Below are 14,492 nucleotides of genomic sequence, written 5' to 3' on the forward strand. Positions count from 1 at the left end.
CGGTGGCTCGGGGCCGGGCGCGGACCGACAGGCCGGTGGCCCGGGACGTCGTGACGCCCCGGGCCACCGCACCTTCATACGTCGAGCTGGTCGATCACTCCGTCGGGGTGGCCGACGGCGACTCGACGACGAGCTCACCCGAGATGATCTGCTCGCGCAGGGTGTCGATCATGGCAACGAGCTCCGGGGCCGCGGTGGCCTCGAAGTCGTGCAGCGGCGCCAGGTCGACGCCACCGTTCTCCAGCGTGCCGACGTACGGGTCGGAGGTGTAGCTGCCCTCGACCGCGGCGGAGACGGTGTCGAACACCGAGGTGCCGATCTGCTTGATCACCGAGGTGAGCAGCAGGCTCTTGTACTGCTCGTTCGACGCCTGCAGGTAGCCGTCGGAGTCGACCCAGATGACCGAGACGCCCTCGGCCTGGGAGGCCGCGTTGAGCGAACCCGCACCGACCGGGCCGGCGACGGGCAGGATGACGTCCGCACCGGAGGCGATGAACTGCTCGGTCGTGGTACGGCCGGCCTCGGTGTCGGAGAAGTTACCGATCATCGAGCCGTTCTGCGCTGCCTTGTCCCAGCCGAGGACGGCCACCGCGGTGCCGTTGTCCTCGTTGTACTTCTGGACACCGTCGAAGAAGCCGTCCATGAAGATCGTGACCGACGGGAACGGCATGCCGCCGTAGGTCGCGACGGTCCCGGTCTTGGTGGTGCCGGCAGCCAGGTAGCCGGCGAGGAAGGCGGCCTCCTGGGTGTTGAAGAGCAGCGGCTTGGCGTTCGGCAGGGTCACCGGGCTGAAGTCGGCGGCCGAGAACGCGCTGTCGACCAGGGCGAAGTTGATGTCCGGGTTCGCCTCTGCGGCGGCCTGGACAGCGTCCTCGAGGGCGAAGCCGACACCGATGATGAGGTCGCAGCCCTCCTGGACCATCGAGTCGACGTTGCCGACGTACTGGCCCGGGTCAGCGGACTCGGCGGTCTTCATCGTGATGCCCAGCTCGGTCTCGGCCCGCTGAAGGCCCTCGTAGCCGGACTGGTTGAACGAGGCGTCGTCGAAGCCGCCCTCATCGGAGACCATGCATGCGGTGTAGTCGACGACCTCTTCCGCAGGGGCGGTCGTCTCCTCGCCCGCAGGTGCTTCGGTCGTCTCTTCGGGGGTCTCCTCCGGAGCGGCCGAACATGCTGTCAGTGCGAGGATCGTCGCGGTGGCAAGCACCGCTGCTCGAGTCAGTCTCTTCACGTCGTACTCCTGTAGTTGTCTTCTCGACGCCGTGCCATCCCAGACGCAGGACCGTCTCCCTCGCGTCGACGATGGCGCCGGCGGGGAGCAGGCCGCACCTGGTCGGCTGCTGTACCTCGCACACTATCGGCGCTCAGGTCACCCACGTGTTACCGGCCGGTACGGATCGGGGGTTGTTACCCAACCGGAATGTTGGTCTGAGCGTCCGGCAGGCCCGCGAGCACCGCGACACGCGCCAGCAACCGGGCCCCGGCGCCGATCGCACGCTCGTCGATGGTGAAGCCACCCTGGTGGATGTCGTGCGTGCGGCCGCCCGGGGTCCGGGTGCCCAGACGGACCATCGCCCCGGGCGCCCGGGTGAGCAGCCAGCCGAAGTCCTCGCCACCGAGGGACTGCTCGGTCAGGACCACGGCATCGGGACCCAGGACCTCGCGTCCGGCGATGTCGATCAACCGGGTCGCCCCGGCGTCGTTCTCCACCGGCGGCACCCCGCGGTGCTGGATGACCTCGACCTCGACGCGGTACGGCGCGACGACGTGCTCGACCGCCTCCCGCAGGACTGTCGCGGCCTCCTCCCAGGCGCGCACGTCGAGGCAGCGCAGCGTCCCGCGGACCGTCCCGGTGGACGGTATGGCGTTGTTGGCGGTCCCGGCGTGCACCTGGCCCCAGGTCAGGTTGACCCCCGAGCGCGGGTCGAGCCGGCGACCGAGCACCGCCGGCACCTGCGTGATCACCTGGCCGAGCGCGAAGACGACGTCGCCGGTCAGGTGCGGCCGCGAGGTGTGGCCGCCGGACGCCGTCAGCGTCACCGTGACCGGGTCGGAGGCCGAGGTGATCGGGCCGATCCGGGAGCCGATCCGGCCGACGTCGAGCTTCGGGTCGCAGTGCACGGCGAAGATCAGCCCGACACCGTCCATCGCCCCCGCGTCGACCGCGTCGAGCGCGCCACCGGGCTGGATCTCCTCGGCGGCCTGGAAGATCAGCCGGACGCCGGTGGACAGCAGCCCGGCCTCGGCGAGCTCCGCGAGGACGAGACCGGCGCCGAGCACCACCGTGGCGTGCACGTCGTGACCGCACGCGTGCGAGACGCCGGCGACCGTCGAGTGCCAGGGTTCGCCGCACGCGTCGGCGATCGGCAGGGCGTCGAGGTCGGCCCGCAGGGCGACCCGACGCCGACCTGTCGCGACCGGGCGAGGGCCCAGGTCGCAGACCAGCCCGGTTCCGGGCAGCAGCCGGGGGGTGAGCCCGGCGGCTCTGAGCCGGGCCGCCACGACATCGGTCGTGCGACGTTCGGTGCGGGCGACCTCGGGGTGGGCGTGCAGGTCCCGGCGCAGCGCCACGAGCTCGTCGAGGTGCGCGTCGACGCGCGCGTTGATCCGGTCGACGGTCACGGTCCGGGCAGCATCGAGCACATCCCGAGCCTAGTCGGGCCGGAATCCGCGGCCCCACCGCCGAGCGACGCCGTCGGCGCAGGACCTTCAGAGCAGGACCGCCGGAGCAGGACCGTCGGAGCAGGACCGCCGGTGCAGGACCGTCAGAGCAGATCGGTCCGACCTGCGGCGCGCACGGCGTCGACCACGGCCTTGAGCCCTTGCGCGTGGCTGCGTGTGGTGACCAGCAGCGCGTCCGGCAGGTCGACGACGACGAGATCGTCCAGCCCGAGGATCGTGACCAGGCGCCCGCCCTGCGGCACGACGAGCGAGCCGGTCGCGTCGACGGTCAGCACCTGACCGACGTCGCCCAGCACGCGCGTGCCCACCCCATCCGTCGGCGGCAGCAGCGAGCCGAGGGAGGCGAAGTCGCCGACGTCGTCCCAGCGGAAGTCGCCGGGGACGACCGCGACCCCGCCGGCGGCCGCGACCGGCTCGGCGATCGCGTAGTCGATCGCGATCTTCTCCAGCTCGGGCCAGGTCGATGCCATGACCTCAGCCCGCTGCGGCGTGTCCCAGGCGGCCGCGATCGCCCGCAGACCTGCGTGCAGCGCGGGGTGCAGCTCGGCCAGGTGGTCGAGCAGGACCTGCGCCCGCACGATGAACATGCCCGCGTTCCAGCGGTACTCACCGGTCTCGAGATAGCGCGCCGCCGTCTGCGCGTCCGGCTTCTCGGTGAAGCCGAGCGAGTGCCGCGCGCCGGGGGCGCCCGTCAGGCCGAGCTGCTCCCCCATCCGGAGGTAGCCGAATGCGGTCGACGGGCTGCTGGCCGCGATCCCGACCGTCACCACGTACCCGGCGCGGGCTGCGGCGACCCCCTGCCGGACGGCGTCGGCGAAGCCGGGTCCGGCGTCGATCACGTGGTCGGCCGCGAACGAGCCGATTACCACGTCACCCTCGCGTTCGGCCAGGACAGCCGCGGCGAGGCCGATGGCGGCCATCGAGTCGCGCGGTGAGGGCTCGGTCAGGACCGCGCCCGCACCCAGCTCGGGCAGCTGGGCCCGCACGGCGTCCTCGTGCCGCTCACCGGTGACCACGACGACGCCGTCGGGCCCGGTCAGGGGCAGCAGCCGGTCGAGGGTCTCCTGGAGCAGGGTGCGGCCGCTGCCGGTCAGGTCGTGCAGGAACTTCGGCGCACCGGCGCGCGACAGCGGCCACAAACGCGTCCCTGCGCCGCCGGCCGGCACGACGGCGCGGAAGCCCGGGATCGTCCGGTCGGTGGCCAGGTCGGCAGGCAGGTCGGCAGGCAGCGTGGGAACCATGCGCCGATCCTGCCAGGTCGACGACGTCTGGCGGCTCGGCCTGTGGTGTTGGTCACACTCACCGGGCGGCAGGGACCTGCGACCGTTGCGCGCAGCCGCCACCGACTGCGGTGTCGATAGAGTCGTCGTCGTACAGTGGCAAGCGTCTTCGACCCACCGACCTGACGACGCCGTCACCCGATCTGCCGGGAGGATCACCAGTGCCCGAAGCACCGGCTGGCACGCTCTACCGCGGCCGCGAGGGGATGTGGTCCTGGGTCGCCCATCGGGTGACCGGCTTCCTGATCTTCTTCTTCCTGCTGGTCCACGTGCTCGACACCTCGCTCGTGCGGGTGTCGCCCGAGGCGTACAACGCGGTCATCGGCACGTACAAGAACCCGATCATGGGTCTGGGCGAGGCAGGCCTCGTCGCGGCGATCGTCTTCCACGCCTACAACGGCATCCGGGTGATGCTGGTCGACTTCTGGTCCAAGGGACCGCGGTACCACCGCGTGATGCTCTGGATCGTCGTCGGGCTGTTCGTCGTCACGATGGCCGGATTCCTGCCACGTCACCTGATGAACGTGTTCGGGGAGCACTGATGGCACAGCTCGCGACGCCGGCGCTGGCAGCACCGCGCAGCCCTCGCAACCGGCGGACCACCCGGACCAACTACGAGATGTACGGCTGGGTCTTCATGCGCGCGTCCGGCGTGCTGCTGGTCGTCCTGATCTTCGGTCACCTGTTCATGAACCTCATCGACGGTGACGGCATCAGCGCTGTCGACTTCGGCTTCGTCGCCGGCAAGTGGGCCTCGCCGCTGTGGCAGGTCTGGGACCTGCTGATGCTCTGGCTGGCGATGATCCATGGCACGAACGGGGTCCGGACGATCATCAACGACTACGCCGAGCGGACCGGGACACGGCTCGTCCTCAAGAGCGCCCTGTACCTGGCCTTCGTCGTGACCGTCGTGCTGGGCACGCTGGTGATCTTCACGTTCGACCCGTGCCCCACCGGGAGCCCCGCCGACCTGCTGCCCTCCTTCTGCACCGCCTGACCACGCGGATCACGTACCCGCCTGCCCCGACCGACGAAGGACTGACAACCTGATGCAGACCCACCAGTACGACGTCGTCATCGTGGGCGCTGGGGGCGCGGGCATGCGGGCGGCCCTGGAGTCCTCCACGCGCGCCCGGACCGCTGTGCTGAGCAAGCTCTACCCCACCCGGTCGCACACCGGCGCGGCACAGGGTGGCATGTGCGCCGCTCTGGCCAACGTCGAGGAGGACAACTGGGAGTGGCACACGTTCGACACGGTCAAGGGCGGTGACTACCTGGTCGACCAGGACGCCGCCGAGGTGATGGCGAAGGAGGCCATCGACGCCGTGCTCGACCTGGAGCGGATGGGGCTGCCGTTCAACCGCACCCCGGACGGCAAGATCGACCAGCGCCGCTTCGGCGGGCACACGCGCGACCACGGCCAGGCGCCCGTCCGCCGGGCCTGCTACGCGGCCGACCGCACCGGCCACATGATCCTGCAGACCCTCTACCAGCAGTGCGTCAAGCAGGACGTGGAGTTCTTCAACGAGTTCTACGTGCTCGACGTCCTGCTCACCGCCGACCTGTCGGCGGGCGACGTGCCGGACGGCGAACCCGTCGCCGTGACCGGTGTCGTCGCGTACGAGCTGGCCACCGGAGAGATCCACGTGTTCAGCGCCAAGGCGGTCATCTTCGCCACCGGCGGCGCCGGCAAGATCTTCAAGACGACGTCCAACGCGCACACCCTGACCGGCGACGGCATGGCGCTGGCCCTGCGCCGCGGCATCCCGCTGGAGGACCTGGAGTTCTTCCAGTTCCACCCGACCGGCCTCGCGGGCCTCGGGATCCTCCTGTCGGAGGCCGCCCGGGGCGAGGGCGCCATCCTGCGCAACAGCGAGGGCGAGCGTTTCATGGAGCGCTACGCCCCGACGATCAAGGACCTCGCCCCGCGCGACATCGTGGCCCGGGCGATGGCCAACGAGGTGCGCGAAGGACGCGGGACCGGCCCGAACAAGGACTACGTGCTGCTCGACCTGACGCACCTCGAGCCGGCGCACATCGACGCGAAGCTGCCCGACATCACCGAGTTCGCCCGGACCTACCTGGGCATCGAGCCGTACACCGAGCCGATCCCGGTCTACCCGACGGCGCACTACGCGATGGGCGGGATCCCGACCACCATCCAGACCGAGGTGCTGCGCAACAACACCGACGTCGTGCACGGGCTGTTCGCCGCCGGCGAGGTCGCGTGCGTCTCGGTGCACGGCTCGAACCGCCTGGGCACCAACTCCCTGCTCGACATCAACGTCTTCGGCAAGCGCGCCGGCATCGCTGCGGCGACCTACGCGGCGGGCGCCACGTGGGGCGCCCTCCCGCCGGACCCGGCCGCTGCGGTCATCGGCGAGCTCGAGCGGATGCGCGACCAGCCGCAGGGCGAACGGGTCTCCGACCTGCGCCGGACGCTGCAGGAGTCGATGGACATGAATGCGCAGGTGTTCCGGACGGCCGCGTCGCTGACCACGGCACTGGCCGACATCACCGAGGTCAGGCGGCGCTACCGCTCGGTCAGCGTCCAGGACAAGGGCCGGCGGTTCAACACCGACCTGCTGGAAGCGATCGAGCTGGGCTTCCTGATCGACCTCGCCGAGATCGTCGTCGTCGGCGCGCTGGCCCGCGAGGAGTCGCGCGGTGGGCACTTCCGGGAGGACTTCCCGACCCGCGACGACGCGAAGTACATGAAGCACACGATGGCCTACGTCCGTCCGTCCACGACGGGGGTCGGCACCGAGGTCCGCCTCGACCACAAGCCGGTGACCGTCACCCGCTACCAGCCGATGGAGCGCAAGTACTGATGACCGCCGTCCAGGAGAACACCGGGGGTGCCCCCGGCCCGACCCCCGCGGTCGGCGCCATCCCGAGCTTCGACGTGACCCTGCGCATCCGGCGCTTCGACCCGGACGGCAGTCCCGAGTCGTACTGGGAGGAGTTCACGGTCACCGCGCACGGCACCGACCGTGTGCTCGATGCGATGCACAAGGTCAAGTGGGAGGTCGACGGCTCCCTGACGTTCCGGCGCTCGTGCGCGCACGGCATCTGCGGGTCCGACGCGATGCGGATCAACGGCCGCAACCGGCTCGCGTGCAAGGTCCTGCTCAAGGACCTCAACCCCGATCAGCCGATCACCATCGAGCCGATCAAGGGTCTGCCGGTCCTCAAGGACCTGGTCGTCGACATGGAGCCGTTCTTCGCGTCCTACCGCGAGATCATGCCGTTCCTGATCACCGGCACGAACCAGCCCAGCCGGGAGCGGCTGCAGTCCGCCGAGGAGCACGCACGCTACGAGGACACCACGAAGTGCATCCTGTGCGCCGCCTGCACGTCGTCCTGCCCGGTCTTCTGGACCGATGGCCAGTACTTCGGCCCGGCGGCCATCGTCAGCGCGCACCGGTTCATCTTCGACAGCCGGGACGAGGGTGGCGCACAGCGTCTGGAGATCCTCAACGATCGGGAGGGCGTGTGGCGCTGTCGCACGGTCTTCAACTGCACCGAGGCCTGCCCGCGCGGCATCGAGGTCACGAAGGCCATCCAAGAGGTCAAGCGCGCCATGATCACCCGCGCGTTCTGACCCTGGCCCGACCCCGTCCCGACCCCGAGTGGAGCGGCCCGACCCCGAGTGGAGCGGCCCGACCCCGAGTGGCGCGTCCCGACCCCGAGTGGAGCGGCCCGACCCCGAGTGGCGCGTCCCGACCCCGACGCGCCGGCGCGCCCAGGACCGAACGCTCCACACCGTCGTGACGCGACAGGTACCGCCGCAGGATGCCGATGCCCCGCGGCCGCGGGCTCAGGTCGCTGTGATCACCCATCGACGGTCGCGCGCCGCGCGGCCCGCCGCACGGCGATAGGCCGATCGCAGCCTCCCCTGCCACCGGTCCGCCCGACCGTTCGGGTCGATGTCCGCCGACGTCGCACGCGCGACCACCAGACCCAGCTCCTCGAGCGACTCCTGGCGCTGCGCGTCTCGGCTCCGCCGCACTGCGTCGGCGTGCAGCGCACCGTCGTACTCACCCACCACCCCGTGAACCTGGTCGATGAGGTCGACCCGACCCACGAACCGCCCGGATCCATCCCTGACGACCAGGTTGCACGCCGGGCGCGGCTGGCCGGCGGCGATCCATGCACAACGCATCAGGGTCTCCTGCGGCGACTCCGCTCCCCCGTCCATCAGCCCGACGACGCGTTGCGCAGCTGGGCGCCCCCGGCACCCCGCCCGCTGGTCGACCATCGCCGCGAGGTCGTCGGCGTCGATCAGGCCGAGACGGAGCATGCGGTCGACGGCGACCAGCGCCCTGGCGAGCGGCAGCAGCCGTGCGAGGTCGAGCGCGGTTCGCAGCGGAGAGGTGACCCGGACGCCCGAGCGGAAGCACACCTCGTCGTCGCGCACAGGGCTCCGGAAGACGCGGACGTCCGCCCTGAGTGCGAGGCGACTCTCGCGAGGCGCACAGATGAGGATGCGCGCCGGACCGTCGGCGCGGCGGCCGCGCATCGGCTCCTCCCATCGTCGGCCACCGTCGAACACCTCGAGCGTGTCTCGCCCGGCCGCTCTCTCGTGCAGACGCGCCGCCGCCCAGCCACCGATCACGCTGTGCTCCGGGAGCTGCGCAGCCACGGCTGCGATCCGGACGTCGGGGTGCTCGGGGTCCACGGCGCTGGGCACCCGGAGCCCCCGTCGGACGGTGACGAACTCGCGTCCCTGCAGGACGACGCGCGAGATCCCGGCGGCAGGTGCGTCACGGGTACGCAGGGTGTACGGCAGCGGATCGGGCTCGAGCACGGTCGAGGCTCGCAGCCACAGCACGCACGATCGGCGGGAGGCCACTGTCGCCTGTGCACGGACCGGACACGTCGGTGCCCTGTGGTCCCGGCACGCAGCCGTCGGACCGACCACCGTCAGCCGCTCAACCACCCTCGGCCGCTCAACCACCCTCAGCCCCTCGACCAGCCTCAGCCCCCCGACCAGCCTCAGCCGCTCGACCACCCCGCCGCCCGGGCGATCACCCGTCACCGGGACGATCGCCCAACACCGGGGCGACGGCTGCCCCCACGCCAGTAGAGCGTTCGACCCTGGACACGCCGGCGCGCCGAGGGTGCAACGCTCCACTCGCCGACGGAACGCTCCACACGCCGGCGGAACGCTCCACATCCGGCGGGCGGGCGGGTCGCGGACCGGCGGGCGGGCGGGTCGCGGACCGGCGGGCGGGCGGTAGGCCGCGGGCGGGTCAGATGGCCGGGGTGGCGGTGAGCGGGATGTCGCGGACGGTACGCCAGACGCCGTCGTCGCCGTGCTCGAAGACCTGGATGCTGTCGGCCAGGAACCGCGCCTCGAAGTCGGCGAGCTCGGCGAACGCCCGGTCGAGGGCCGCATCGGGCACGTCGTGCGCGACAGTCACGTGCGGGTGATAGTTGAAGCGCAGCTCCTGCTCGAGCGGACCGGACCGCACGGCGCGCTCGAGCTGCTCGCACTCCGCGATCCCCCGGACGACCTGGACGAAGACGACGTCCGACACCGGACGGAAGGTGCCCGTCCCGCGCAGGTGCACGGTGAACGGCGCATGGCGCCGGCCGACGGCGGTCAGGTGCTCGGCGACGGCGGCGAGCTCGACCGGCTCGAGGATCGTCGGCCCCAGCAGCGTGACGTGCGGCGGGATGTCCTTGGCCAGCGGATCGCCGAAGCCCGCCCGCGCACGCTGCAGGGCGGGCCCGAAGGGCACCGGGACGGCGAGGGCGATGCCGATGCGCACCTGGTCACCGACCCGTTCCGGGAGCCTCACGCGCGCGTCCCCCGCGCCGGCAGCAGCCCGACCCGGTCGTAGACGCGCGCCAACGTCGCGCTCGCGATCGTCCGGGCCTTGTCGGCGCCGTCGGCCAGCAGGCCGTCGAGCACGTCGGGACTGTCGAGGTAGCCGTTCACCCGTTCCTGGAACGGCACGAGGAAGTCGACGACGACCTCGGCGAGGTCCTTCTTGAGATCCCCGTACCCCTTGCCCTCGTAGTCCGTCACGAGGTCGACGACGGGGCGGCCGGTGAGTGCCGAGTAGATGGTCAGCAGGTTGGAGATGCCTGGCTTGGCCGCCTCGTCGAAGCGGATCTCCCGCTCGGCGTCCGTGACGGCCGAGCGGATCCGCTTCGCGGCGATCCGGGGCTCGTCGAGCAGCTCGATCAGGCCGTTCGGCGTCGAGGCGGACTTGCTCATCTTCGACGTCGGGTCCTGCAGGTCCTGGATCTTCGCCGTCGCCTTGACGATGTGCGCGTCCGGGACGACGAACGTCCTGCCGTACCGGGAGTTCGCGCGCTGGGCCAGGTCCCGGGTGATCTCCAGGTGCTGACGCTGGTCCTCGCCCACCGGTACGAGTGCGGCGTCGTACACCAGGATGTCCGCCGCCATCAGGACCGGGTAGGTGAACAGGCCGACCGTCGTTCCTTCCGCACCCTGCCGGGCGGACTTGTCCTTGAACTGGGTCATCCGCGACGCCTCGCCGAAGCCGGTGAAGCAGCCGAGCACCCACGACAGCTCCGCATGCTCCGGCACGTGGCTCTGCACGAACAGCACCGACCGCGCGGGGTCGACCCCGGCCGCGAGGTACTGCGCAGCCGTCCGCCGGGTGCGCTGGCGCAGCACGGCGGGGTCGGGGCTCACGGTCAGTGCGTGCAGGTCCGCGACCATGTAGAGCGCGTCGTAGTCGTCCTGCAGGGCGACCCAGTGCGTCAGGGCACCGAGGTAGTTGCCGAGGTGGAGGGAGTCCGAGGTGGGCTGCATGCCCGAGAGGATCCGAGGTCGCTGCGCCGCGTAGGACATGGCGAGCATTCTGACAGGTCCACCGGGGTGGGTTCGAACCGGACCCTCGGGCGACCGCGTCAGGTCGCTTCGTCGTCGTACGGGGCCGGGGCGTCCGGAGCGGGCGGAGCGGCTACGGCGGCCGCCTCGGCAGCGCGTCGCGCGGCGCCGGTGGTGTAGCGCCGGCCGGTCGCCTCGACCGCCGGGACGACGGTCTTCGGCTCGTCGAGCAGCGCCTCGCGGACGATCCGCCGCGGGTCGTACCGCCGGGGATCGAGCGACGCCCAGTCGACGTCCGCCACGTCCTCACCGAGCTCCTCGGTGACACGCTCCTTGGCGGTCCGCAGGAGTCCGCGCAGGGTCCGGACCCAGCCGCCGAGCTGCTCGGCATAGCGGGGGAGCCGCTCGGGGCCGACGACGACGACGGCGACGAGCAGCAGGATCCCGAGCTCCGCACCGTTGATCCCGAACACGGCGTCAGACTAGCCGCGCGCGGGCGGGTTCACTCGCTGGTGAACTCATCGAGAACCACCCGCACCTCGCGCTCGTCGCCGGCGGTGCGGACGGTGAGCGTCACCGCGTCACCCGGCGCCTTGGCCCGGATCGCCACGATGAGCTCGTCCGCCTGGGTCACTGGCCTGCCGTCGATCGCCACGATGATGTCCCCCGGCTGGATCCCGGCCCGGTCTGCCGGACCGTCCGGGGTGACCGGCTCCTGGCCGTCCTGGGGCTCGGTCGTGACCTGCACGCCCTCGCCGGTGTAGCGACCGTCGAGCAGGACGCCGATGACCGGATAGGTCGCCTCGCCGGTCTCGATCAGCTGCTCGGCCGTCCGTCGCGCCTGGTTGGAGGTGATCGCGAAACCCAGGCCGATGCTCCCGGCGGCCAGCGCGCTGCCCGGGGGCTGGGCGATGGCGGAGTTGATGCCGATCACCTGACCGGCCGCGTTGACCAGCGGCCCCCCGGAGTTGCCGGGGTTGATCGCCGCGTCGGTCTGGATCGCGTTGATGAAGACGGCGGCGGCCGTGCTGCCGGTGGAGACGGGACGGTTGAGTGCGCTGACGATCCCGGTGGTCACGGTGCCCTGCAGCCCGAGCGGCGCCCCGACGGCCACGACCGGCTCGCCGACCACGACCTTGTCCGAGTCGCCGAGCACCAGTGCCGTCAGACCGGTGCGGTCGACCTTGATCACGGCGAGGTCGTACTCCGACGTGCGGCCGACGAGCTCGGCCGGCTCCTCGCTGCCGTCCGCGAAGACGACGACGATCTCGGCCTCGTCGCCGACCGATGCCGCGACCACGTGGTTGTTCGTCAGGATGTAGCCGTTCTCACGCAGCACGAACCCGGAACCGGTGCCCTCGCCCGCCGTGCCGCGCACCTCGATCGAGACCACGCTCGGCAGCACCTTGGCCGCGATCGCCGCGACACCGGTGAGCTGGCCGAGATCCGCCGGCTCACCGGCGTACAGGGGCAGCGCGGCGTCGGTCGGTCGCTGCTCGTCGGTCAGACGGTCGGCGAGCACGCCGCCGGCGGCTCCCGCGACCAGGGCGAGCAGCAGCATCGGGACGAGCACCAGCGGACTCATCGACCTGCGCGGCCGACGCTCGGCCGGCGGAGGGACGACCCGGCCCCAGCTGTCGGTCGGCATCGGCGCCAGGACCGGGGCTCCGGCGGCATCGAGGGTCGGCTCGGGCACCTCGGCGGGAGCCGGCGAACCGGGCAGCCCGGCGGCGGATCCGGCGACGGCAGCCCCGACGTCGCCGTCGGGCCGCACGACGGCGGACGGCTGGTCCTGGCCCGCCGGCTCGACCGACGCGCTCGGCGGGGCATGCTCCGCCGGCACCCGATGGGTCGACGGCGGGGAGAACAGGTTCGCATCCGACGGGCTGTCCGGCCGCGGGCTCTCCGGCTGCGGGCTGTCCGGCTGCGGGTTGTGCGGTTCGATGCTCACGGGCTCCATGTTCCTGCCAGGACGTCCCAGCCGCGCAGCATGCGGGCCGTGATGCCGTCGTCATAGGCCTGGGCGGGATAGGCGGTCACGACGCTGCCGATGATGTCGGAGGGAACCTCGGCGACCACGCTGACGACGGTGTCGCCGGCCTGCCACACGCCGTGCCAGGGCGACGTCGACAGAACATGGACCTGAGCGTCGCCGATCTCGACCTGGGTGGCTCGCGCGACCACCGCGGGTGCCAGCCGGCCGTGCGCCTGCGTGACCACGATCAACCCGCGCTCGCCGTCGAGGTCGAGCTCGAGGGTGCCGGAGCCGTCGGTCGCGACGCGCAGGCCGACCACCTGGTAGCCGTCGGGCAGCGCGACGGGAGGCGTCCAGCCGTGCTCGTCGATCCAGGTGAGAACCTGCGCATGCGCCTCGGGGCCGCTGAGGTCGAGGCCGGGTTCGGCCATCGCGGTCGTCGGGGCCGACGTGTCGGCCGGACCTGCTCCGTCAGCCGGACTCGTGCCGTCGTCCTGGCGCAGCGCGGTCGTCCGGATCATCGCGAACCCGGCGGCGTCCGGGCCGGCCGGGACCCCCGCCGAGCGTGCCGGTGCCGTCGACACCGCGGCGGCCCGGCCGAGCAGCGTCAGGGCGTTGGCCGTGTGCACCGACGGCCCGACGTCGGGCAGCTCGCCGAGCACGAAGAGCCCGGCAGCCATCACACCGATCCCGGTGGTCGTCACGACGAGCCATCGGCTGCTGACCCGGCGGCGACCGAGCCGCCCGTCGAGACAGCCCGCCGGCAGACGTCGACCGACCTCGGTACCCGGCAACGGGACCGAGCTGCTCGCGAGCCGGTCGTCGCCCGGACGGACCGGCGGCCTCGGTGCCGCTGGGGCCCAGCACTCCGACGCCGCACCGAGGGCGAGCAGCCGGCTCGTCAGGCCGGGCGCGACGGGGACGTCGAAGGCCGTCGAGAGCACTCGTCGCGATGCCCGGGAGGCCGCGAGCTCGGCGGCGCAGTCGGGGCAGCGGGCGACGTGCCCGAGCGCGCGCTCGGCGACGTCGGGGGCGAGCTGGCCGTCGGCCAGTGCGCTGATCAACGTCCCCAGATGGTTCACGGCCGCTCCCCCGTCCGCAGGGCCGCCACACCGGTCGCCGGCACCTCGGCCGTGTCCGGTGCGCGGTGTGCGAGCGACACGCGGAGCTGGGTCCGGGCCCGGTGGATCCGCGAGCGCACCGTGCCGAGCTTGATGCCGAGGGTTGCCGCGATCTCCTCGTAGGACAGGCCCTCGATGTCGCACAGCACGACGGCGGCACGGAACTCGGGCGAGAGCGCGTCGAGGGCACGCTGCACGTCCTGGTCCATGTGGGTGTGCTCGAAGCCGCGCTCCGGCGAACCGAGACCCACCGGCCCCGCCACATGCTGCGCGTCGTCGCCGAGCGGCTCCATCCGGATCCGCCGTCGCCGCCTGACCTGGTCGAGGAACAGGTTCGTGGTGATCCGGTGCAGCCAGCCCTCGAAGGTCCCCGGGGTGTAGGAGGACAGCGAACGGAACACCCGGATGAACGTCTCCTGTGTGAGGTCCTCCGCGTCGTGCTGGTTGCCGCTGAGCCGGTAGGCCAGGCGGTAGACCCGCGCCGAGTGCTCCGTGACGATCTGCTCCCAGCTGGGCGGCTCGTACGGCGCCGCGACAGGTCCGGTCTCCGCAGCGGGCCCGGCAGCGGGCACGGGCATGCCGGCAGCGGGCCTTGCGGCGGGCACGGGCACGCCGGCAGCGGG

Annotated in this window: 14 protein-coding genes; 4 read left to right on the forward strand and 10 right to left on the reverse strand. The window is 71.9% G+C overall.

Annotated features, from left to right (window positions below; genetic code table 11):
* Nucleotides 1–94 precede the first annotated feature (94 nt).
* From K415_RS0101000 to K415_RS0101010, 3 genes are all read right to left on the reverse strand, one after another.
* The gene (locus tag K415_RS0101000; protein ID WP_024285261.1) at nt 95–1,231 is read right to left on the reverse strand and encodes a BMP family protein; all 1,137 of its coding nucleotides are present in this window, start codon (nt 1,229–1,231) and stop codon (nt 95–97) included.
* Between the two features lie 176 nt (nt 1,232–1,407).
* A complete protein-coding gene (locus K415_RS0101005; RefSeq protein WP_024285262.1) occupies nt 1,408–2,643 on the reverse strand; it encodes an amidohydrolase in 1,236 nt (411 codons plus the stop codon).
* 122 nt (nt 2,644–2,765) lie between these two features.
* On the reverse strand, nt 2,766–3,923 hold the full coding sequence (locus K415_RS0101010) for a mannose-1-phosphate guanylyltransferase (protein ID WP_024285263.1): 1,158 nt from the start codon (nt 3,921–3,923) through the stop codon (nt 2,766–2,768).
* A 200-nt stretch (nt 3,924–4,123) separates the two neighbouring features.
* Here K415_RS0101010 and sdhC point away from each other — a divergent pair, with 200 nt between their 5' ends.
* From sdhC to K415_RS0101030, 4 genes are read left to right on the forward strand one after another with little or no spacing between them, the layout of a single operon-like run.
* The gene (sdhC, locus tag K415_RS0101015) at nt 4,124–4,504 is read left to right on the forward strand and encodes a succinate dehydrogenase, cytochrome b556 subunit (RefSeq protein ID WP_029662908.1); all 381 of its coding nucleotides are present in this window, start codon (nt 4,124–4,126) and stop codon (nt 4,502–4,504) included.
* Nucleotides 4,504–4,959 (forward strand): succinate dehydrogenase hydrophobic membrane anchor subunit, encoded by a 456-nt coding sequence (locus K415_RS0101020; RefSeq protein WP_024285265.1) that lies wholly within the window; start codon nt 4,504–4,506, stop codon nt 4,957–4,959. Before sdhC ends, K415_RS0101020 begins: the two co-directional genes overlap by 1 nt.
* A 52-nt stretch (nt 4,960–5,011) precedes the next feature.
* On the forward strand, nt 5,012–6,793 hold the full coding sequence (sdhA, locus tag K415_RS0101025) for a succinate dehydrogenase flavoprotein subunit (protein WP_024285266.1): 1,782 nt from the start codon (nt 5,012–5,014) through the stop codon (nt 6,791–6,793).
* Nucleotides 6,793–7,566, forward strand: a complete 774-nt coding sequence (locus K415_RS0101030) for a succinate dehydrogenase iron-sulfur subunit (protein ID WP_024285267.1) — start codon at nt 6,793–6,795, stop codon at nt 7,564–7,566. The genes sdhA and K415_RS0101030 overlap by 1 nt, the downstream gene beginning before the upstream one ends.
* 216 nt (nt 7,567–7,782) lie before the next feature.
* Here K415_RS0101030 and K415_RS22365 read toward each other — a convergent pair whose 3' ends face one another.
* The 7 genes from K415_RS22365 to sigE all read right to left on the reverse strand — a co-directional run bounded on the left by K415_RS22365 (nt 7,783) and on the right by sigE (nt 14,447).
* Entirely contained in the window at nt 7,783–8,796 is a 1,014-nt protein-coding gene (locus K415_RS22365; protein ID WP_024285268.1) for a hypothetical protein, read from the reverse strand.
* Between the two features lie 421 nt (nt 8,797–9,217).
* Nucleotides 9,218–9,769: a 2'-5' RNA ligase family protein gene (locus K415_RS0101040; RefSeq protein ID WP_024285269.1), complete on the reverse strand. Its 552-nt coding sequence runs from the start codon at nt 9,767–9,769 to the stop codon at nt 9,218–9,220.
* On the reverse strand, nt 9,766–10,794 hold the full coding sequence (gene trpS / locus K415_RS0101045; RefSeq protein WP_024285270.1) for a tryptophan--tRNA ligase: 1,029 nt from the start codon (nt 10,792–10,794) through the stop codon (nt 9,766–9,768). Before trpS ends, K415_RS0101040 begins: the two co-directional genes overlap by 4 nt.
* 59 nt (nt 10,795–10,853) lie before the next feature.
* Nucleotides 10,854–11,246, reverse strand: a complete 393-nt coding sequence (locus tag K415_RS0101050) for a twin-arginine translocase TatA/TatE family subunit (protein ID WP_024285271.1) — start codon at nt 11,244–11,246, stop codon at nt 10,854–10,856.
* Nucleotides 11,247–11,275: 29 nt separating this feature from the next.
* Nucleotides 11,276–12,733, reverse strand: coding sequence for a trypsin-like peptidase domain-containing protein (locus tag K415_RS0101055; RefSeq protein ID WP_024285272.1), 1,458 nt, complete (start codon nt 12,731–12,733; stop codon nt 11,276–11,278).
* Nucleotides 12,721–13,830, reverse strand: coding sequence for an anti-sigma factor (locus K415_RS23725; RefSeq protein WP_024285273.1), 1,110 nt, complete (start codon nt 13,828–13,830; stop codon nt 12,721–12,723). The genes K415_RS0101055 and K415_RS23725 overlap by 13 nt, the downstream gene beginning before the upstream one ends.
* Complete coding sequence (gene sigE / locus K415_RS0101070; RefSeq protein WP_051480724.1) at nt 13,827–14,447, reverse strand: RNA polymerase sigma factor SigE; 621 nt, start codon at nt 14,445–14,447, stop codon at nt 13,827–13,829. Before sigE ends, K415_RS23725 begins: the two co-directional genes overlap by 4 nt.
* Between the last annotated feature and the right edge of the window lie 45 nt (nt 14,448–14,492).

The sequence above is a fragment of the Cellulomonas sp. KRMCY2 genome (genome assembly GCF_000526515.1).
Taxonomy (GTDB): Bacteria; Actinomycetota; Actinomycetes; order Actinomycetales; family Cellulomonadaceae; genus Actinotalea.